The sequence below is a fragment of the Streptococcus sp. HMSC063B03 genome (assembly GCF_001836965.1).
GTDB classification, from domain to species: domain Bacteria; phylum Bacillota; class Bacilli; order Lactobacillales; family Streptococcaceae; genus Streptococcus; species Streptococcus pneumoniae_F.
The window spans coordinates 46,679-66,175 of record NZ_KV831053.1 but is presented as its reverse complement, the minus strand read 5'-3'; the positions used below and the strand labels follow the sequence as shown (position 1 = coordinate 66,175).

Here is a 19,497-nt window from a genome sequence, read left to right as displayed (position 1 = left end):
TTTTTTCTGTCTAACTTTTGGGGTGCAGTTCAGAGGCCTTGCTTTTTATCGACTCAAGAATTATTTAGCGATTTTTGCGAAGTATTCAAGAGTACGAACAAGTTGTGCAGTGTATGACATTTCGTTGTCGTACCATGATACAACTTTAACCAATTGTTTACCGTCAACGTCAAGAACTTTAGTTTGAGTTGCGTCAAACAATGAACCGTAAGACATACCTACGATATCTGAAGATACGATTGGATCTTCTGTGTAACCGTATGATTCGTTTGAAGCTGCTTTCATAGCTGCGTTCACTTCATCAACAGTAACGTTCTTTTCAAGAACAGCTACCAATTCAGTAACTGATCCAGTTGGAGTTGGAACGCGTTGTGCAGATCCGTCAAGTTTACCGTTCAATTCTGGAATTACAAGACCGATAGCTTTAGCAGCACCAGTTGAGTTAGGAACGATGTTTGCAGCACCAGCGCGAGCACGGCGAAGGTCACCACCACGGTGTGGTCCGTCAAGGATCATTTGGTCACCAGTGTAAGCGTGGATAGTAGTCATCAATCCTTCAACAACACCAAAGTTGTCTTGAAGAGCTTTAGCCATTGGAGCCAAGCAGTTTGTAGTACATGAAGCACCTGAGATAACTGTTTCAGTACCGTCAAGAACGTCGTGGTTAGTGTTAAATACAACTGTTTTAACGTCGTTTCCACCAGGAGCAGTGATAACAACTTTTTTAGCTCCACCTTTAAGGTGTTTTTCAGCTGCTTCTTTCTTAGCAAAGAAACCAGTAGCTTCAAGAACGATTTCTACACCGTCAGTAGCCCAGTCGATTTGTTCTGGATCACGTTCAGCAGAAACTTTAACGAATTTACCGTTAACTTCGAATCCACCTTCTTTAACTTCAACAGTACCGTCGAAACGACCTTGAGTTGTGTCGTATTTCAACAAGTGTGCAAGCATAACTGGATCTGTAAGGTCGTTGATACGAGTAACTTCAACACCTTCTACGTTTTGGATACGACGGAAAGCAAGACGACCGATACGTCCGAAACCGTTAATACCAACTTTAACTACCATTAGTGATTTCCTCCTTATGAAAATCATGAAATTTTTATTGTGAAAAGAGTAACTTGAATCACTACAAATCACCTTTCAACAAACCTATTATATAACTATTTGAGTTGAATTGCAAGTACGGGCGTTGTTTTTTGTCTATACCCCACTTATTTTTCTTTCTCCTTTGAAAGCCTATACTGCTGTCTTTCTTTGTCTACCTAGTCATTTCTCACTTTCCTTTTCAGATGAAAAGTGAAAACAGAAAAGCTAAAAATTATTTTCAATACTCTAATTCTACAAGAAAAGAGACAGGAAATTCCTGCCTCTAGGCTGATAACAATTATTTACGGCGTCCTGGTCTTTCTTTGTAACCATAGTAAGAATCTTCGATGATTTCTTGCATATGGTCAACCATTGGAAGGCGTGGGTTAGCTGGTGAACATTGATCTTCGTAAGCAAGAAAGGCCAATTCGCGTGAATGTTCTTTCCATTCTTTTTCATCGATTCCTTGTGCTTTGAAGTTCATTTGAATACCTACGCGCTCACCAAGTTCGTAGACAGCTTTTGCGTAAGATTCAACCCCTTCTTCTGGAGTAGAAGCTGGAAGTCCAAGCATGCGTGCGATATCTTGGTATTTTTCATCTGCACGGTAGTAGTTGTACTTAGGCCATGTTGCTGTCTTAGCTGGACGCGTACCGTTGTAGCGGATGACATATGGAAGCAAGATTGCATTTGTACGACCGTGGATTGTGTGGAATTGCGCACCAATCTTATGAGCCATTGAGTGAGAAATACCTAGGAAGGCATTGGCAAAGGCCATACCAGCGATTGTTGAAGCGTTATGCATTTTCTCGCGTGAATGGAAGTCTGCGTTCTTAACTGAGCTTTCAAGGTTTTCGAATACAAGTTTGATCGCTTGAAGTGCAAGACCATCAGTGTAGTCGCTAGCCATTTGTGATACGTAAGCTTCAGTCGCGTGGGTCAATACGTCCATACCAGTATCCGCAGCAACAAATCCAGGAACTGTCAATACCAAGGCAGGGTCTACGATTGCCACAGTTGGTGTCAATGAGTAGTCAGCGATTGGGTATTTGCGGTTGTTTGCTTTATCAGAGATAACGGCAAATGGAGTTACTTCAGATCCTGTACCAGATGTTGTTGGGATTGCGATGAATTTAGTCTTCTTACCAAGCAATGGGAATTTGAAGGCACGTTTACGGATATCCATGAATTTTTGGACAAGGTCTCGGAAGTCCACTTCTGGTTGTTCGTAGAAGAGCCACATTACTTTAGCAGCATCCATTGGAGATCCACCACCGAGAGCGATGATTGTATCTGGTTTGAAGGCACGCATAATCTCAGTACCACGTTCAACCGTAGTGATATCTGGATCTGGTTCTACATCAGCAAAGATTTGGTAAACAACCTTATTGCGACGAAGATCAAGTTGTTCGATGATACGATCAAGGAAACCAAGCTCTACCATGGCATGGTCAGTAACGATCATGACACGTTCAACGTCACGACATTTTTGAAGGTATTGAATTGAATCACGTTCAAAGTATGTTTTTGAAGGAAGTTTCATCCATTGCATGTTATTTCTCCGTCTTCCGACTTTTTTGATATTCAAGAGGTTAATGGCACTAACGTTATCCCCAACTGAGTTGCGTCCGTAAGAACCACATCCGAGTGTCAATGATGGCAAGAAGGCATTGTAAACGTCCCCGATACCACCGAAAGTAGAAGGTGAGTTACAGATAACACGAATAGCTTTAACAGCTTTACCAAATTCTTTAGTCAATTCTTCGTCAGCTGTGTGGATAGCTGCAGAGTGTCCAAGACCGTTAAATTCAACCATTTGACGAGCCTTAGTAATGCCATCTTCACGGCTTTCAGATTTCAAAACTGCGATAACTGGTGACAATTTTTCACGAGTCAATGGCTCGTTTTCACCAACTTCTTTACATTCTGCAGCAAGAATGTTTGTTCCTTCTGGAACTGTAAATCCTGCTTGTTCTGCAATCCAAGTTGCTGGTTTACCAACGATGTCAGCATTCAATTTTGCACCAGCACAGTTTTTGCTATTTGCTTTCACGCCGAAGCAGAACTCTTCAAGAAGAGCTTTTTCTTTTTTGTTTACAAAGTAAGTATGATATGATTTAAACTCTGCTACAAATTCATCGTAAATTTCTTTATCAATGATAACCGCTTGCTCTGAGGCACAGACCATACCATTATCAAATGATTTAGACATGACGATATCATGTGCAGCTTGGCGAATGTTTGCTGATTTTTCAACATAAGCTGGAACGTTTCCGGCACCTACTCCAAGAGCTGGTTTACCACATGAGTATGCAGCTTTAACCATGGCATTACCACCTGTTGCAAGGATTGTTGCAACACCTTCGTGGTTCATAAGCGCACTAGTTGCTTCCATAGATGGTTCAGTAATCCACTGTACACAGTTTTCAGGAGCACCTGCTTTAATCGCAGCATCACGAACGATTTGAGCTGCGTGAGCTGATGATTCTTGAGCTGATGGGTGGAATGCAAAGACGATTGGATTACGTGTCTTCAATGAAATCAATGCCTTAAAGATTGCTGTTGATGTTGGGTTTGTTGTTGGAGTGATACCACAAACAACGCCAACTGGTTCAGCGATAAGAGTCAAACCTGTTACATCGTCTTCTTCGATAACGCCAACTGTTTTAGTGTGGCGCATGTTGTTTACTACGTGTTCACAAGCAAACAAGTTCTTAGTTGCTTTGTCTTCAAATACACCACGTCCTGTTTCTTCATAGGCATGTAGAGCCAATTCTCCGTGGGCATCCAAAGCTGCCACTGACGCTTTAGCTACGATGTAGTCGACCTGTTCTTGGTCGAGTTTACGCATTTCCTCAAGAGCAACTAAAGCTTTTTGCACCAAGCCGTCGACATGCTTTTCAGCAGCGAGTTTCTTTTCTTCTGGTGTCACAGTTTTTTTATCAGCCATATTTTCCTCCATAGCTTTCAAGGATCGATATCCTTTGTTAATTTTTTCACAAGTTTATTATAACGCATTATTTCAACTTTGTAAACAGTTTCATAAACATTTCACAAAGAATTTTTTATTATTTGTGAAATTTTTCTCATTTTCTTCAATTGGCAAGTTTTTTTCTTTAGAGTTTGTGAAATTAATTTCAAATATTTTTTATTTCACAAACTTACTTGGAAGAGGGGCTTGGAAAGAGATAGATTTTCTAGTAAGCGCTTACTTTTAGATGCTAACAATACCTCCTTTGATAAGGAGGCTTTATTTTTGTTGAAAAACGCCTTGTTTAAAAGTCCCTTCATAAACAACTTCTTGTTCTGTTGTTAGTTTTCCTTTTCCTTCAGCCTGACCATTTACAAAATCACCTTCGTAGGTCCAACCTTCTTTAGATTGAAAGGTACCTTTTCCGTTGAAGGCTCCATTGTTGAAACCACCAGTATACTGGTCTCCATTTTGGAAGGTAATGGTACCTTGCCCATTCATTTTACCACGGACAAGACTGCCATCGTAAACAATCGTTCCATTATCAAGCTTTAGAACACCTTTTCCTGGAATATTTAGAAAAAAGACGAGTACAGCACAAAAAACAATGGTAACTACTGCCAAAAGCTCTAAACGTGGACGAGTCAGATAGACACGATACTTGTCGTAAAAATTCTTAAGATTTTCCATCTTCACTCCCCTTTTCTAAACGTTCTAACCAAGCTTGACAACCCTCTTGAACACGCTGATAGGTTTCCTCAAAATCTCCTGTATACCAAGGATCTGGAACACTTTCAGGTGCGAATGAGTAAATCTTATCTTTACAGTCTGCTGGACACATCTGACGTAAGTCAGAAACATTTGAAGCATCCATACCGATAATATAATCAAAGGATTCAAAATCTTCCTTACTAATCTGAAGCGATGTCTTGCCTTTTTCATAAGGAATCTCATACTGTTGAAAAATCCCTTGAGTTCCCTTATGAATCGGATTACCATGTTCCCAAGAGGAAGTCGCTCGACTTTGGATTTCATAATTATCTGTCATTGATTTCATAACAAACTCGGCCATAGGGCTGCGACAAATATTTCCCAAACAGACAAAGGCTAGTTTTTTCATCCCATTTCCTTTCTTTTATAGAAAAACGGGAGTTAGTAATCCCGTCTTATTTTTCAATTGCGCCTTCTAGTGAAGCTGTTTCTTTCAGCGGTAATACTGTCTTGATAGCAGCTAGTTCAAAAGTCAAGTAAACTCCATCGACATCAAGAACAATGGTTCTCTTCTCAGTATCTACTTCATCGACTGTTCCGTAAAGTCCACCGATTGTAATCACTTCATAGCCTTTTTGCAGTTTATTTAAGCTTTCCATACGTTTTTGTGCTTGTTTCTTTTGAGAGCGTTGCATAAAGAACATCAAGGCAAACATACCTACAAGCATGATCACAAATGTTAAATTTGGACTAATATTTTCCATAGTATTTTCTCCTTTGTATTTTACATAGGACTACTATATCAAATTTCAGCTACTTTTACAAGATTGTGCCTTGTTTTTCTAGTAAGAAAAACCAGAGCTTGCGCCCTGATTTTTAGGATTATTTCAAATTTTGAACGACTTTTACAAGATTTTCGACAGTAAAGCCATATTCTGCCAATACTTTTGGTGCTGGGGCAGAGGCTCCGAAGGTATCAATACCAAGAACAGCACCATCTAGACCAACATATTTGTACCAGTTTTGAGTTGCACCCATTTCGACTGCAACACGACGGCGGACTGCATTTGGAAGAATTTCTTCCTTGTACGCTGCATCTTGTTTATCAAAGACATCTGTAGATGGCATGCTGACTACGCGGACTTTTGCACCTTGACTAGCCAATTCTTTGGCAGCTGAGACAGCAAGATTAACCTCTGAACCTGTCGCAATCAAGATGGTATCAAAGTCTGCTGCATTTTCATAGACAACATAGGCACCTTTTGCAACCTTGTCAAAGTCTGTTCCTTCTTCAACAGTCAAGTTTTGACGTGTCAAGACAAGGGCAGTTGGTGTTTTTTCACTTGTCACTGCAAGGTACCAAGCTGCTTGCGTTTCACGCGCATCTGCTGGACGGAAAACATTCAAATTTGGCATGGCACGAAGACCTGCTAAGTGCTCAACTGGTTCGTGCGTTGGGCCATCTTCCCCTACCGCAATAGAATCGTGGGTAAAGACATAAGTCACAGGAAGACCTTGCAAAGCTGACAAGCGGACAGCTGCCTTCACATAGTCAGAGAAGACGAAGAAAGTTCCACCGTATACACGAAGTCCACCGTGAAGGGCCATCCCGTTCAAGATCGTTCCCATGGCAAATTCACGAACACCAAACTGAATATTACGGTTCAAGCGATTGGCATCGTCTTGAAGTCCATCAGTCTTGATATAAGTCATGTTTGAGTGAGCTAGGTCAGCTGATCCACCCAAGAAGGTTGGCAACTTAGCAGCTACAACGTTCAAAGCATCTTGGCTTGAATTACGAGTTGCTTGAGAGAAGCCATTTTCTAAAGCAGGGAAGTCCGCTGGAGTCACTTCAACTGGGTCGCGTCCGTCGATGATGGCTTCTACTTCTGCAGCCAATTCTGGGTGAGCTTCTTTATAATCAGCAACTAATTTTGTCCAAGCTTCATAAGCTGATGCGCCACGGTCTACAACATGTTCTTTGAAATCAGCATAAACTTGTTCTGGAATTTCAAATGGTTCGTAGTCCCAACCAAGGGCTTGACGAGTTGCTGCAGTCTCATCTGCTCCAAGAGGGGCACCGTGTACAGCATTAGTTCCCTGTTTGTTTGGAGAACCGTATCCAATAACAGTCTTCACTTCAATCAAAGATGGTTTGCCTGAAGCTTTAGCTGTTTCGATAGCAGCATGGATTGCTTCCAAGTCTGTTCCATCTTCAACCAAGGCAGTATGCCAACCGTAGGCATTGTAACGGTCACGAACGCTTTCTGTAAAGGAATCCTTTGTCTCACCATCCAAGTTGATGTCATTTGAATCATAAAGGACAACCAACTTATCTAGCTTTTGCAAACCTGCGTATGAAGCCGCCTCACTTGAGACTCCTTCCATTAAGTCTCCGTCTCCACAGATAACGTAAGTATAGTGGTCAAAGATATTGTAGCCTTCGCGGTTATATTTGGCTGCCAAGAAACGTTCTGCCTGGGCAAAACCAGTGGCAGTTGAAATCCCTTGACCTAAAGGACCTGTTGTAGCATCAATCCCTGCTGTATGGCCAAATTCTGGGTGACCAGGTGTTTTTGAACCCCATTGACGGAAGCTCTTAATCTCATCCATGCTGACATCTTCAAAACCAGAAAGATGAAGAAGGGCATAAAGGAGCATTGAACCATGGCCTGCTGAAAGAATAAAGCGGTCACGGTTAATCCAGTTTGGTTGAGCCGGATTGATACGAAGTTGTTTTGTAAAGAGGCTGTAAGCCATCGGAGCTGCTCCCATAACCACACCTGGGTGACCTGAGTTGGCTTTATTAATGGCGTCAATACCTAGGAAACGAATTGCATTAACAGATAGATTTGACATAGAATTTCCTTTCTATTTGAGGTGATTATTGAATCACACATTCTATTTTACTATTATATGAAAAAATACATAGAATAGCAATTAAACAATTCGACGTAAATAAGTATTCTATTTGCTATCCTCTAGTCGCCTGATAGTAGGGAAGTAAGCGTTCATAAGCATCTTCTAATTTTTCTAAAATCACTTCTAATGATTGAGTTTCTACAAAAGAAACATCTGCTTTAACTAACACTTTTCGGATTTCTTGACCGCCTACCTTCTCGACTAAGACCTGACGATTTTCTTCGCTCGCCTCCCACCGTTGACTTTGACCATCAGAGTAGACTAGATAATAAATCCCTTCAACGGTTGGAATTTCTAAAACTTTGGCTTGCTTGCCTAGAGTTTGGTCATCTTTCTTGCGCTCGATGAAACTGACTTCTAAAGAAATTCCAAAATCAGTAGATGTCCCGTACAAACGTAAGGCCAGCATTGGCTCTGTCATTTGTCCGTCTCTCTGTATATAAACCCAAAAATGTGGTCGTAAACGTTGCGCCTGATTCATCCACTGGCTAGTCTGTTGGAGTTGCCATTCTGGATGGCTTGCTTGAAAGGCTTTAGCCAGTTCTGTAAAAGCCTTTCGTGCCTCTTGACCTTTGTGGCGCAATTCCAACATCTTCTCTCGCTCATCTCCAGACTTATCCGGATTACGATACTGCAAACCAGCAAAGTCTAAATAGTCTCTTATCTTATTCAACATTAATTTAATCTCCTCCAGCTAGCAAAAAATCAGGAGAACCCTGATTTTACTTATTCTGTATCTACGACAACATAACGATTTGGCTCATCACCCTCAGAGTAACTAGTCACGCCATCCATACGTGAAATAATACGATGAATAATCTTGCGTTCACTATTTGACATAGGATCTGTTTGATGACTACGTCCTTCTTCTAAAACACGAGCCGCCAATTTTTGCGCATAGGTCTGCAAGACTTCTGCACGGTGTTCAACATAATCATTGACATTAATAGTAATGTAGAAGGTTCTTGAATAGCGGTTATAAAGATAATTTTGAGCCAATAACTGCAAGGCTTTCAATACTTTACCATGATAACCGATAATACGCCCTGGCTCATTTGTATCAATTTGTAAATTGATGCTACGACGGTTATAATCATTTGAAATCGTCGCCTCAACGTCCATATCATCAATGATTGTCTGGACATAAGTCGTTACTTCCGTAGCTACTTGTTCAATGTCAAAACTCGGTTCAACCTTTAAGCCCAAATCTTCTAATTCTTGACTTTCAGTTCGTTCAGCTTGAGTCTCGACAATAGGAGTTTCTACTTCTTCTCCGAAACCAGCTTCTTCAAGCTGTAATTCATTTAAAATCTCAATGTGCCCAGTTTCTTCTAAGATGGTGCTAGCATGTTTTTCATTTTTCAAGATTTCAGCCTTGACTTCATCAGAAACCCCTTGGCCTTCTTCTTCAATCTTTTTAATCGCTTCTACAACATGACCCAAATCAACGGTTGCTTCACTGACCGTTTTGACCGGTTCATTTTGTTCATTGATTTCTTTAGGAACACCCTTAATAGCTTGTTGATTTGCTTTAATGACAGTTGTTTCACTAATAGCTTCAATGTCAACTTGAGCTGGTTTTTTACCAAATAAACCAAGAAATCCTTTTTTCTCGCGAGAAATGACTTTGATATGAGCCTTCATTCTTGGAATATCTAATTCTTTCAATCCTTTCTGGATTGCTTCTTCAACAGTTGAACCTGTAAATACTCCCATTACCAGATTCCTCCTTATTATTTCGTTTTCTGAGCCTTTTTCTTGGCTTTTCTTTTTCTATTTTCCAAATCTTTCTGTGCCTGAGCTACCGCCTCGCGCTCTGCAATAATCTTGAATGGATTGTTCAAGAAATAGGTTTGCAAGACTTGATAAGCATTGGACACTGCCCAGTAGAGAGCGACTCCGCTCGGAGCATAAACCCCAAAGATAAAGATTAAGACTGGAATACCATACATCATCGCAGTCGTAGCGCCATTACGCTCAGACAAGGCTTTATTAGACAGCCAAGTACTTAAAAAGGTAAATACAGCTGCTAAAATCGGAAGAACAAGGGTTGTATCCACACCACCAAGGTTAATCCATAAGAAATGACCTGTCTTTAAAAAGTCAACTCTTGATAGAGCTTGGAACAAAGCCAAGATAACCGGCATCTGAATCAAAATCGGCCAAAGAGAATCTGACTGTCTGACACCCATTTCTTTAAAGACTTTACGCATTTCTTGCTCTAGCTTGGTTCTGCTTTCCATATCTCGACCTGGATATTGTTCTCGAAGCGCCTTAATGCGAGGTTGAGCTTCCTGCATTTTTCTGGATGCCACCATTTGCACTTGGAAAACTGGCAAGAGGACTGTACGAATCAAGATCGTAAAGAGAATAATCCCTACTCCGATACTGATATCAAACGATAAAAAGCGAATGATTTCCGCAAAGAAGTAAACAAATTTACTCCAAAAATCAGCCGATTCGGCTGTAATATCGCTAGTTGTCCCATTTGTCGCACAAGCTGTCATGATCAATAGGGACAGTCCTAGCAAACTAGTCAACTGTAGTTTCTTTTTCACTCCCATTTCCTTCCTGGTAAATCTTTGATAATTTTAATACGTGGAGTAGGTTTTTCTCCATCTCTGCGTATCCCAAGGTTTCGACTCCTTTTCGAGCAATGACAACAAAATCGACATCTTCTACCAGACTCCCTTTTGCATTCTGGATAATATGTCTAATTCGTCGCTTAATTTGATTTCTAGTGACGGCATTCCCAAGTTTTTTGCTAACTGATAGACCTACTCGAAAATGTTTTTTCTGATTTTCTAGTTGGTAGACAACAAACTTGCGATTGGCAAAACTTGTCCCCTCCTTGAAAATCGCCTTAAAATCTTTCTCTCTTTTTACACGAAAGTTTTTCTTCAAAACTCAACTCCATCTATTAAATTACTACTATTATACCATATTTTTCAAAAAAGCCAATCATAGCAAGGTTTTGGACAATTTCACCATAAAAAGAAGTTGGAAAAATCTCTTTCCCAACTCCTTGTACGGAATATTTTTACTAGTTTTACTTATTTTTTCAAGCGTTCAACGTCACGGGCAATAACTAGCTCTTCATCTGTTGGAATAACCAATACACGGATCTTCGCTGCCTCTGTTGAGATGTCTCCTGTCACACCAAAGACGTTCTTTTCTGGGTCAACATCACAACCAAACCAAGAGATACCTGAGATAACATCTTCACGCACATTTGCAGCATTTTCACCAATACCTGCTGTGAAGATAATAGCATCTGCTCCATTTAAGACTGCAAGGTATTGACCGATATGTTTTTGGATACGGTCAACATACATTTCATAAGCCAAAGTGGCATCGTGGTCCCCTTCTTCCATAGCAGCAATCACATCACGCATATCACTAGACTTGCCTGAAACACCCATTAGTCCTGATTCACGATTAAGGACATGACTAATGTCTTCAGGAGTATTAAAGTCCTCTGTATATTGCATTAAGTAAGGAATGATAGCTGGGTCAATATCCCCTGTACGAGTTCCCATCATCACACCACCAAGTGGAGTGAATCCCATTGAAGTATCGACAGATTGACCACCCTTAACAGCTGTAATAGAAGCACCATTACCGATGTGGCAAGTAATCAATTTCAAGTCCTCTAATGGACGGCCCAAGAGTTTTGCTGCTTCTCCTGCTACAAACTGGTGACTTGTACCGTGGGCACCATATTTACGCACCTTGTTTTCTGTGTAATATTTTGTTGGTAGAGGGTAGCGATAAGCTTTCTCTGGCATAGTTGTGTGGAATGAAGTATCAAAAACAACTACACTGGTAATGTCTGGCAGCAATTCCTTGAAGGCACGAACACCTGCCGCATTGGCTGGATTGTGGAGAGGAGCCAACAAGCTCAACTCTTCAACTTTTTCTAAAACATCTCCCTCAACAACTGTTGATTCTTTGAAATATTCTCCACCTGCAACAACACGGTGTCCAACACCTGTAATCTCGTCATAAGCCTTGATAATATCGAAACGAATCAAGTCATCCAATAAAATTTTAACGGCTTGTGTATGATTTTCGATATCCAAAATTTGTTGTTCAGAACGGCCGTCAAATTTTACAGTTGAAATTGAATCTTTCAAACCGATACGTTCAATCAAGCCTTTCGCCAATACTTTTTCTTCTGGCATTAAGTATAATTGCCATTTCAAACTTGAACTTCCTGCATTGATTGCAATTGTTTTTGTCATAACATGATACCCCTTTTTAAGCGTTTTCATCTATTATAACAAAATCTATTTTATATTTCAGTACCTTGAGTCCATTTTTGAAAATTTTCTTTAAATTTCATTAAAACACTTGCATCTTGCAAGCTAGCAAGTGGATAAACAAAAGGCTCTACTGCTATTTCATTTTTCTTCTGCAGGATAAAAATGGTCTTAGATTGTTTGGCATTGGCAAAGAGATTTTCAGGCAAACTAATCATGGCAGTCAGACTTGCCTCCTCTTTCAACCAACCTTTCAACAAGTCACTTTGAGGACTGGTCAACAAATCACTCGGAGCTAGAAAAATAGCGTAGCCATCTGATTTGAGGTACTTAAGCCCTTGTTCCATGAGCAAGTGATGGGCGTAGGTATTTTCTTGACTAGAAGCAACTTGATGGCGCGACGCAACGGCATCATCAGGATAATAGCCGACAGGCAAGTCGCTGATGACCACGTCGCTTTCTTTGAGCATTTGTGGACGAACAGCATCTCCTTGGACAAAGCCAGCCTGCAAACCAATTACATCTGCCATGCTTGCTGCCAAATCAATCAGCAAATCATCCACTTCCATTCCCAAGTAATCCACCTTTTTATCAAGCGAGGTCAAGAAAGTAGCGCCTAGAATTCCCATCCCAGAACCCATTTCGAGGATCATAATCTCCTCTTCTTTAAACAACTCTTCCACAATAAACACCAAAAGTAAAGCAATGGCATCTGGTGTAAACTGGTGATTGGCCTGTAAGGGCTCTGTCTGCCCAGCCTTCATCAAGAGAAACTGGTAGGTCTTGAGCCATTCTTCTTTGCGTAGCGCTAAGCGTTTAAGGGCCTGATTGTTTTCCTTGACCTGCTCTAGCTCAGTTTCACCATCCAGATAGATGCTATTTTGCTCCACCAAGGCGTCATAAAAGTTGGTCGCCAAATCACTTTGGATGACTTGGACATTCTCTAGTAAATACGTATAAGCTTGTTCAATTTTTTCAAAATCCATATTCCTATCTTATCAAATTTCCCTTCTTTTTTCCATCCTTATAGAAAAATCACTCCCTGACTAGGCGAGTGATTTTTGGGTTACTGTTAAAAAGAGTTCTGAGTAATTTCCTTGAAACAGGTCTTCAGCGCTATAGAGGATCTGACTATGTACAGATGAAAAACCATGCTCAATTAGCTTGCTTTCCAGTTCAACCAATTCAAATCCATGATGGTTAGCTTCTGTCTTGGTAAAATCAGCAAGTAGGAGTTGTCCATCTTCCTTCAAATGTTGATGAAACAGTGAGAGAGTCGCATCCAAATCAGGCATATGATGAAGAACACGACAAACAACAATGAGATCAAACTCTTGCTTCAAGGGATTTTCCAATAAATCTTGCTCCAAAAAGTGGATATTCTTGATGTCTTGCCGCTCCGCTTTCAAACGAGCTTGCTCCAGCATTTTCTCCGAGATGTCTACAAGGGTAACCGACTGGGCCTGCTTGGCCAGGGGCAAAGCTAATAGACCCGTCCCACCACCAAAGTCCAGTATTTCTTTGTCTGATAGAAGATCAATCTGTTTCTCGACTGCTTGACAAACCAAGTTTGCAAGGAAGATATTTTTAGGTGAATCAAAAGTTTCTGCTTTGTGGTTAAAATCATGTTTCATATTTTTAGTTTAGCACAAAGTAGCTTGATTGGCTAGGAATTCTCTTTCTTTTCAACTTTCTCTTCTGATTTTGTCTTCTCTGCTTGATTACTTGAATCAGTCACTACCTTTTCCTTTTTAGCTGTTTTCTCTTCTTTGAGTTTGACGGAAGGAAAGATGAACTCATATTGGCTCTTAGGCGTACGAACCCTTGTCACCAAGCTTGTTTTCTTGTTTTGATAGTTCACCTGACCTAGATTAAAGGCCTGTTCTCCACTTTCTTGCTCAACCTTATCTTTGGCTCGTTTGGCCATAGCAAAAGCGATTAACTTTTCTTTATTTAAAGCATAGGCTTGATAGTGGGCGACTTGTCGGTTCAAGTAAAATTGTAACAAAAGACTAAAGATGGCTGCCATAGTGACTGCATAGAGGAGAACACCTGCCTTAACTTTTTTCTTTTTCCACACGATAGATAAACTCCCTTTCTAAGCCTTTTTGGAACTGGAAATGAAAGCGAACCAGTTGATTCTCCTCTGTAATCTGTGCGGATTTGAGTCCATAAATCATAGGCTGATATCCTCGTCCACTGGCATCAGTTTTTCGAAAATCATCCGATTTTGACTTACCTATCGCAATTTCCTTGCCATCCTGCTTCATATAAAGGCGATTGCCCTCCACTTTTTCGAATTGCGAACGATCTAATTCTGCCTCCAACTGGTCCACAAACAGGAGCCACTCCTTTTGCTCGCTTTGCTGTTGGTAGCGAACTTCTGAAATGAGGAGCTGACTCATGGCTTGAAAGAGAAGTAAACTTCCACTGATAACAATGAGGGCAATCAGGGATTCTAACAGGGTAAAAGCCTTGATTTTATGGCTCCTTGATAGCCAACAACTGTTCTGAACCATGGTAGACCTCCAATCCCTTTTCACTAGAAAATACCTGAATCTCAACTCCGTTTACGTTTACCTGATTTTGACCTGTCTGCAGTGCCATCTTAGCTACACGCACAACTTCTTCTTTCTGCAAGATTTTTGCTTCTTCTTGCCTATTCTTTTGAATTTGTCCCAAAAGAAGGGTCGCAATGCTGGCAAAGATAGCTAGAGCGACGACTGCTTCTAGTAAAATTACTGCCCTAATTTTTTGTTTCCTTAATGCGTTTAATTTTTCCATTTCCTAGATATAATTGATAACGAATCGCTCCTTTACTGGTCTGAAATTCAACCTTAGCTAGGGACGAATTACCCCCAGTTCGGTCAAATGTGATACTTTGTCCTGATGGTGCTTGAATTCCTTTAGGAACTGTCAACTTTTGACTGCCATTGCTAATCGTCTGCCCATCTAAGTTTAGACTAGCCTTTTGCTGACTAGCTACACTACGTTTTTGTGTTTCCCGATAGAGTTCTTCAAACTCCATAAAGAAAATCTGCTCCTCTACCGCCGCAAAAGTGGACTGGACAGAGTCGGACAAGCCCAAGGCAAGGATACTCACAAGACCCAAAACTAATAGACTTTCCAGCATGGTAAAGGCCTTAATCATTGACTTTACGATTTGCTCCTCCGTTTTTAGTATAGTATTCATTATAGGCTTTAGCCTGTTCAGGAGTAATACGCCCATCTGCTTGTAACTTGCTTAGGCTAGCATCTTCATTTTTATCCAAGCTATAAAGCTCTGCCTGGCTTTCTACCACCTTAACAACAGCAGCTTTTCCTTTGTCGTTGACTGCTTCTTTTTGCTTGGTCAGATTAGGTACAAAGAGTAATAGAAGCACACTGATGATGAGCAAGACCACCAACATCTCCACAAGTGTGAAAGCTTTAACCTTAGCTTTTTTCAAGAATGTCATCATTTTTTTCATTTTAAAAATTTACCTCCATATTTTGATACATGGGCATGAGCATTGCCGCATAAAGTAAAACGATAAGCAGAGCCACAAAGATAAAAACCAGTGGCTGCACAAAATTCATGGTGCGATTGACTCGGGTAAAAAAGGCCTCCCAAGTTTTTTCAGCATAGATTTCCAACTCACTACCCAGCTTGGACTTGACTTCCCCATATTCAATAATCAAGCTCAACTCCTTCTTAAAGAATGGATATGTCGCTATCGTCTGAGAAAATTCCTGACCATTTTGTAAGGATCTAGCTAGATTTTGACCGATTTCTTTAAAGAGATGAGAACCCTGTTCCTGCATGATCTGAAAAATCTGCGTCAGCTCCATTCCCTGTGAAATCATATTCCCCCATTCACGCGCATAATAGGCTGTCAAATAGGTCTGCACAAAGATTCCAAGAAAAGGAAGGCGTGCTAGGATAGAAAAGACGCGTATCTTAGAACTTCTTTTATAAAAAGTTAGTGCTAAAAGGACAAGTACGGAAACAAGGCCTACCATTCCTAGAAAAATTTGTGGCAGATTGCCAATGATTTGGGTGGCAATATTGCTACTATCCAGTTGTGGTAGTAGATAATTCCGTAGCCCCAGCATGATTAAAAGAAGAAATCCCAGCAAAATCAAAGGATAGGTCGCTACTTCAATTAATTTTTTCTTGACCTTGGCTAGATTGTCTAGATATTCTTCTATCTTTCCCAAACTCAGGTGGAGATTTCCATGGACTTCCGCTAGAGATAACTGAGTGACAATGGCACTTGAAAAACCCAAACTTTCCATCATTTCTGAGAATGATTTCCCCTGAGACAAGCCTGTACGCATCTGGGTCACACACTGCTTATCCAACAAGGCACTCCTATCTAAAAAGGAGATTGTCTCCACCAGATGAAAACCGCTGGAAAAGAGATTGTTAAACAAGGTGATGATATTTTTTTGCTTAGATGTAGCTAATTTTTTCCGTTTCAGCCTGAAGACTTGTGATATGTCCATCTTTAAGAAGCTGGTCAATCTGCGCATTCCACCTAGTTGGCTGGTATTCTTGATAGTCTTTGTTTGCAAAGTCAACAATTCCTCCTCCCCCGATTAATCTCTGGTAGCAGACTCCTTGCAGAACAACTGCCAATTCCTCCTCACTCACACCCAACTCTAGCAGGCGCTCATAAACACCTCGAATACTCTTGGCATGAATGGTTGAAAAGACTGTCGCCCCTGTCAAACTAGCTCTGACCACTGCACGCGCCGTCTCGCTGTCCCGAATTTCTCCAATAATCAGGAGATCTGGTCGATGACGTAAGGAAAGCTTGATGAGATTTTCATAGGTAAGCCCAATCGCCTCATTCAACTGCAACTGGAGCATGTCGTCCTGCTTGATTTCTACCGGATCTTCTATGGACATAACTTGCTGTCCTTTAAAGAGAGACTTGGCCAATTCGTGCATCAAGGTCGTCTTGCCACTTCCAACTGGACCAGCAAAGAGATAGAGACCACGTTGCCTGTACCGCTTACCCAATTCTTCAATATCCTGAAACCAAAAATGCAAGTCCTGCTCCTCATCATGCAACAAGCGGATCACCAGACTCTCCTGCCCTCGATAATCGCCTACAGTAGATAGACGTAGAGACGCCATCTTTTGGTCATAGGCATAATCACAGGAACCAAGTTGACTACGTCTCTTTTCTCCAACATTCATACCCGCCACAAACTTAAAGTGACTGATGACAGCCGCAAACTTTTCAAAATCATAAGAACCGATTTTACAGCGCTCATCTCCTATCCTCATATGAAGCTCATAGGCGTCTAACTTGGGGACAAAATAAATGTCTTGTGCCCCTTTTTTCCGAGCCGAACGAATGATTTCTTGTGCAATTTCTTGAACCATACTTACCTCCTCACCTATACTATTCGCAAATATTTGGAAAAATAAAAAAAGCAACTCCAAAAAGTTACTTTTTCTCTATTTTAATTTCATACGGCAAGAACGGTGCCTTTCCTTACCTGTTTGTTTTTCATAGCCTGGACGTAATTTTTCATCTGGGATAACCTGCTCATCCTGCAAAAGAGCCAAAGAATGGTATTGTTGTAAATACTCATCACATTCATCACACCAGCGTTGATCTTCTGGATCCCAAAAAATAGTCATCAAGTCACTTCTACTTTTATAAAGAGGGGATTCTTGTTCCAATCTAAACCAGCAAGTTTTGTAGTATTTGAGAGCATCATAATACTGGTCAAATTTCTTACTTGCTACAATGTCTTCTTCCCAACCTTCTAAGAACCACCAAGGTTCAAAATCTCCGTACATTTCTATAACACGATACATATTCATTCATTCCTTTGTACCGTATATTATAACCAATTCCGCCAGACAAGAAAAGAAATATGCTCATTTCTTAATTTCCAGATAAAAAATCCAGCCATCTTATGATGACTGAATTTCTATTTACTTATATGATAAAAACTTTTTGTTTCTTAGGATTCTGAGATATCGTTTTCGATAATGACCTTAATGGCATGGTGATCTGCTGCCTTACCGAAGACTTCATAGGCTTTTTCAATTTCACTTAGTTTGAAATAATGAGTTACCAATTTTTCTGGTTCAATCTTATGACTTTCAAGAGCTTTCAACAATTGTGGAGTTGTATTTGTAGATACCAAACCAGTTGTTACATTGATGTTGCGAATCCAAAGCTTGTCCAAATCAAATTCAACTGGTTTACCATGTACACCACAGTTGGCAACTGTTCCGTCTACACCGATAATTTTTTGACAGAAATCAAATGTTGCAGGAATACCAACAGCTTCGATAGCGACATCTACACCACGGCCATCTGTCAAATCATAAATTTCTTTAATGGCTTTTTCAGGGTCTGAAGAATTAACCTTATGAGTCGCACCGAATGATAAAGCAGTTTCCAAGCGGTTATCGTCTAAGTCCACCATAATCAATTTAGCTGGTGAATAGAATTGAGCTGTCAAGAGAGCAGCCAATCCAACAGGGCCTGAACCAATAATGGCTACACTACAACCAGGTTCTACTTTCCCTTTCAAGACACCAATTTCATATCCAGTAGGTAGAATGTCTGATAGCATAACCAAGGCTTCATCTGACAAGTCTTCTGGAGTATGGTAAAGAGTATTATCTGCATGAGGGACACGTAGATATTCAGCCTGCATACCATCAATTAAGTGACCGAAAATCCAGCCCCCTTCGTCTTCACAGTGGGCATAAATTCCTTTTTTACAGTAGTAGCATTTACCACAGGCACAAACACAAGAAATCAAGACCTTGTCGCCTTTTTTGAAGTTCGAAACTCCTTCTCCAACTTCTTCAACAATCCCAATTCCTTCGTGACCAAGAATGGTACCACTTTGGCAAGCGGGAACATCCCCTTTGATAATATGGAGGTCTGTTCCACAAATAGTGGTTTTTACGATACGCACAATAGCGTCTGTTGGCTTGCGAATCACTGGTTTGTCAACGTCAACAAAAGAAGCAAGTCCTGGTTTAACATAAGTATAGGCTTTCATAAAGCACTCCTCCGTTTTTTTATTTGTACTATTTATAATACAATTGTAAGCCTTTTCATTTGTTTCTTCAAGTATTTTTGTGATTTTTTTAACTTTTTTATTTACCGGTAAAGAAATATAGATAAAAAAGCAGAAGCTAGTCTGCTTTTATCCTTAACAAAGAGAAATTTCACTACTCCAGAAGAACTTTCGATTAACATAAAACGACTAAACAAAAATGATATTACTGATAGATGGAGAATATTCTTCTATATCATTAATAAACTAGGACATCCCAAACAATTGCACTTTCAGTAAATTTCTATACTAAAATTACGAATAATCTCTGCAATATTATCTAGGCTACAAAACTCACTTGATAATTTACATTTTACCAACAATTTTGATAATAGCGTTTGTCTTTAAAAGTACAATAACGGTCTTGCTTCTCTCTTAACGAGATTCAAGACCGTTATATAATATTTTCATTTTTTACTTGAAAAAATAGTTCTCAAAGAGAGGTTTCTATTTTATAGT

At 40.3% G+C, this 19,497-nt stretch carries 22 protein-coding genes; all 22 read right to left on the bottom strand.

The annotated features are described in order from the left end of the window. Nucleotides 1-60: 60 nt before the first annotated feature. The 22 genes from gap to HMPREF2628_RS07650 all read right to left on the bottom strand — a co-directional run bounded on the left by gap (nt 61) and on the right by HMPREF2628_RS07650 (nt 18,981). On the bottom strand, nt 61-1,068 hold the full coding sequence (gap, locus tag HMPREF2628_RS07755; RefSeq protein WP_000260685.1) for a type I glyceraldehyde-3-phosphate dehydrogenase: 1,008 nt from the start codon (nt 1,066-1,068) through the stop codon (nt 61-63). 319 nt (nt 1,069-1,387) lie between these two features. Next, nucleotides 1,388-4,039 carry a bifunctional acetaldehyde-CoA/alcohol dehydrogenase gene (gene adhE / locus HMPREF2628_RS07750; RefSeq protein ID WP_049486627.1) on the bottom strand — a complete coding sequence of 884 codons (2,652 nt, stop codon included), beginning with the start codon at nt 4,037-4,039 and terminating at the stop codon, nt 1,388-1,390. Nucleotides 4,040-4,339: 300 nt separating this feature from the next. Continuing rightward, the gene (locus HMPREF2628_RS07745; protein WP_070482056.1) at nt 4,340-4,750 is read right to left on the bottom strand and encodes an MORN repeat-containing protein; all 411 of its coding nucleotides are present in this window, start codon (nt 4,748-4,750) and stop codon (nt 4,340-4,342) included. Further along, nucleotides 4,737-5,180, bottom strand: a complete 444-nt coding sequence (locus tag HMPREF2628_RS07740; protein WP_070842817.1) for a low molecular weight protein-tyrosine-phosphatase — start codon at nt 5,178-5,180, stop codon at nt 4,737-4,739. The genes HMPREF2628_RS07745 and HMPREF2628_RS07740 overlap by 14 nt, the downstream gene beginning before the upstream one ends. A 46-nt stretch (nt 5,181-5,226) precedes the next feature. Then, nucleotides 5,227-5,526 (bottom strand): preprotein translocase subunit YajC, encoded by a 300-nt coding sequence (gene yajC, locus HMPREF2628_RS07735; protein ID WP_049492702.1) that lies wholly within the window; start codon nt 5,524-5,526, stop codon nt 5,227-5,229. Between the two features lie 127 nt (nt 5,527-5,653). Further along, on the bottom strand, nt 5,654-7,630 hold the full coding sequence (tkt, locus tag HMPREF2628_RS07730) for a transketolase (protein ID WP_070842816.1): 1,977 nt from the start codon (nt 7,628-7,630) through the stop codon (nt 5,654-5,656). Nucleotides 7,631-7,745: 115 nt separating this feature from the next. Beyond that, nucleotides 7,746-8,369 carry a ribonuclease P gene (locus HMPREF2628_RS07725; protein ID WP_070842815.1) on the bottom strand — a complete coding sequence of 208 codons (624 nt, stop codon included), beginning with the start codon at nt 8,367-8,369 and terminating at the stop codon, nt 7,746-7,748. 50 nt (nt 8,370-8,419) lie between these two features. Further along, nucleotides 8,420-9,409: an RNA-binding cell elongation regulator Jag/EloR gene (gene jag, locus HMPREF2628_RS07720; protein ID WP_049492474.1), complete on the bottom strand. Its 990-nt coding sequence runs from the start codon at nt 9,407-9,409 to the stop codon at nt 8,420-8,422. Nucleotides 9,410-9,426: 17 nt separating this feature from the next. Then, nucleotides 9,427-10,251, bottom strand: a complete 825-nt coding sequence (locus tag HMPREF2628_RS07715; RefSeq protein WP_200872071.1) for a membrane protein insertase YidC — start codon at nt 10,249-10,251, stop codon at nt 9,427-9,429. Further along, nucleotides 10,226-10,597 (bottom strand): ribonuclease P protein component, encoded by a 372-nt coding sequence (gene rnpA, locus HMPREF2628_RS07710; protein ID WP_042900234.1) that lies wholly within the window; start codon nt 10,595-10,597, stop codon nt 10,226-10,228. Before rnpA ends, HMPREF2628_RS07715 begins: the two co-directional genes overlap by 26 nt. A 149-nt stretch (nt 10,598-10,746) precedes the next feature. After that, nucleotides 10,747-11,937 (bottom strand): acetate kinase, encoded by a 1,191-nt coding sequence (locus HMPREF2628_RS07705; protein ID WP_033681099.1) that lies wholly within the window; start codon nt 11,935-11,937, stop codon nt 10,747-10,749. 50 nt (nt 11,938-11,987) lie between these two features. Then, on the bottom strand, nt 11,988-12,941 hold the full coding sequence (locus HMPREF2628_RS07700; RefSeq protein ID WP_070842814.1) for a class I SAM-dependent methyltransferase: 954 nt from the start codon (nt 12,939-12,941) through the stop codon (nt 11,988-11,990). A 60-nt stretch (nt 12,942-13,001) separates the two neighbouring features. Beyond that, nucleotides 13,002-13,589 carry a class I SAM-dependent methyltransferase gene (locus HMPREF2628_RS07695; RefSeq protein WP_070842813.1) on the bottom strand — a complete coding sequence of 196 codons (588 nt, stop codon included), beginning with the start codon at nt 13,587-13,589 and terminating at the stop codon, nt 13,002-13,004. 32 nt (nt 13,590-13,621) lie between these two features. Then, a complete protein-coding gene (gene comGG / locus HMPREF2628_RS07690) occupies nt 13,622-14,035 on the bottom strand; it encodes a competence type IV pilus minor pilin ComGG (protein ID WP_070842812.1) in 414 nt (137 codons plus the stop codon). Continuing rightward, nucleotides 14,013-14,474, bottom strand: a complete 462-nt coding sequence (gene comGF / locus HMPREF2628_RS07685) for a competence type IV pilus minor pilin ComGF (RefSeq protein WP_061590176.1) — start codon at nt 14,472-14,474, stop codon at nt 14,013-14,015. Before comGF ends, comGG begins: the two co-directional genes overlap by 23 nt. Beyond that, nucleotides 14,437-14,739, bottom strand: a complete 303-nt coding sequence (gene comGE, locus HMPREF2628_RS07680) for a competence type IV pilus minor pilin ComGE (protein ID WP_061590175.1) — start codon at nt 14,737-14,739, stop codon at nt 14,437-14,439. The genes comGF and comGE overlap by 38 nt, the downstream gene beginning before the upstream one ends. Next, entirely contained in the window at nt 14,702-15,106 is a 405-nt protein-coding gene (comGD, locus tag HMPREF2628_RS07675) for a competence type IV pilus minor pilin ComGD (protein WP_061590174.1), read from the bottom strand. Before comGD ends, comGE begins: the two co-directional genes overlap by 38 nt. After that, nucleotides 15,099-15,425, bottom strand: a complete 327-nt coding sequence (comGC, locus tag HMPREF2628_RS07670; RefSeq protein ID WP_045606658.1) for a competence type IV pilus major pilin ComGC — start codon at nt 15,423-15,425, stop codon at nt 15,099-15,101. The genes comGD and comGC overlap by 8 nt, the downstream gene beginning before the upstream one ends. 1 nt (nt 15,426) lies before the next feature. After that, nucleotides 15,427-16,443: a competence type IV pilus assembly protein ComGB gene (gene comGB, locus HMPREF2628_RS07665; RefSeq protein ID WP_083320545.1), complete on the bottom strand. Its 1,017-nt coding sequence runs from the start codon at nt 16,441-16,443 to the stop codon at nt 15,427-15,429. Further along, nucleotides 16,391-17,332, bottom strand: a complete 942-nt coding sequence (comGA, locus tag HMPREF2628_RS07660) for a competence type IV pilus ATPase ComGA (RefSeq protein WP_070842810.1) — start codon at nt 17,330-17,332, stop codon at nt 16,391-16,393. The genes comGB and comGA overlap by 53 nt, the downstream gene beginning before the upstream one ends. Before the next feature lie 75 nt (nt 17,333-17,407). Further along, nucleotides 17,408-17,773 carry a DUF1033 family protein gene (locus HMPREF2628_RS07655; protein ID WP_000286405.1) on the bottom strand — a complete coding sequence of 122 codons (366 nt, stop codon included), beginning with the start codon at nt 17,771-17,773 and terminating at the stop codon, nt 17,408-17,410. A gap of 149 nt (nt 17,774-17,922) precedes the next feature. Then, on the bottom strand, nt 17,923-18,981 hold the full coding sequence (locus HMPREF2628_RS07650) for a zinc-dependent alcohol dehydrogenase family protein (protein WP_004262493.1): 1,059 nt from the start codon (nt 18,979-18,981) through the stop codon (nt 17,923-17,925). Between the last annotated feature and the right edge of the window lie 516 nt (nt 18,982-19,497).

Coding starts and splice junctions, on each gene's coding strand:
- gap (WP_000260685.1), bottom strand. CDS start 1,068: ATGGTAGTTAAAGTTGGTATTAACGGTTTCGGACGTATCGGTCGTCTT.
- adhE (WP_049486627.1), bottom strand. CDS start 4,039: ATGGCTGATAAAAAAACTGTGACACCAGAAGAAAAGAAACTCGCTGCT.
- HMPREF2628_RS07745 (WP_070482056.1), bottom strand. CDS start 4,750: ATGGAAAATCTTAAGAATTTTTACGACAAGTATCGTGTCTATCTGACT.
- HMPREF2628_RS07740 (WP_070842817.1), bottom strand. CDS start 5,180: ATGAAAAAACTAGCCTTTGTCTGTTTGGGAAATATTTGTCGCAGCCCT.
- tkt (WP_070842816.1), bottom strand. CDS start 7,630: ATGTCAAATCTATCTGTTAATGCAATTCGTTTCCTAGGTATTGACGCC.
- HMPREF2628_RS07725 (WP_070842815.1), bottom strand. CDS start 8,369: ATGTTGAATAAGATAAGAGACTATTTAGACTTTGCTGGTTTGCAGTAT.
- jag (WP_049492474.1), bottom strand. CDS start 9,409: ATGGGAGTATTTACAGGTTCAACTGTTGAAGAAGCAATCCAGAAAGGA.
- HMPREF2628_RS07705 (WP_033681099.1), bottom strand. CDS start 11,937: ATGACAAAAACAATTGCAATCAATGCAGGAAGTTCAAGTTTGAAATGG.
- HMPREF2628_RS07700 (WP_070842814.1), bottom strand. CDS start 12,941: ATGGATTTTGAAAAAATTGAACAAGCTTATACGTATTTACTAGAGAAT.
- HMPREF2628_RS07695 (WP_070842813.1), bottom strand. CDS start 13,589: ATGAAACATGATTTTAACCACAAAGCAGAAACTTTTGATTCACCTAAA.
- comGF (WP_061590176.1), bottom strand. CDS start 14,474: ATGGTTCAGAACAGTTGTTGGCTATCAAGGAGCCATAAAATCAAGGCT.
- comGE (WP_061590175.1), bottom strand. CDS start 14,739: ATGGAAAAATTAAACGCATTAAGGAAACAAAAAATTAGGGCAGTAATT.
- comGD (WP_061590174.1), bottom strand. CDS start 15,106: ATGATTAAGGCCTTTACCATGCTGGAAAGTCTATTAGTTTTGGGTCTT.
- comGC (WP_045606658.1), bottom strand. CDS start 15,425: ATGAAAAAAATGATGACATTCTTGAAAAAAGCTAAGGTTAAAGCTTTC.
- comGB (WP_083320545.1), bottom strand. CDS start 16,443: ATGGACATATCACAAGTCTTCAGGCTGAAACGGAAAAAATTAGCTACA.
- comGA (WP_070842810.1), bottom strand. CDS start 17,332: ATGGTTCAAGAAATTGCACAAGAAATCATTCGTTCGGCTCGGAAAAAA.
- HMPREF2628_RS07655 (WP_000286405.1), bottom strand. CDS start 17,773: ATGTATCGTGTTATAGAAATGTACGGAGATTTTGAACCTTGGTGGTTC.
- HMPREF2628_RS07650 (WP_004262493.1), bottom strand. CDS start 18,981: ATGAAAGCCTATACTTATGTTAAACCAGGACTTGCTTCTTTTGTTGAC.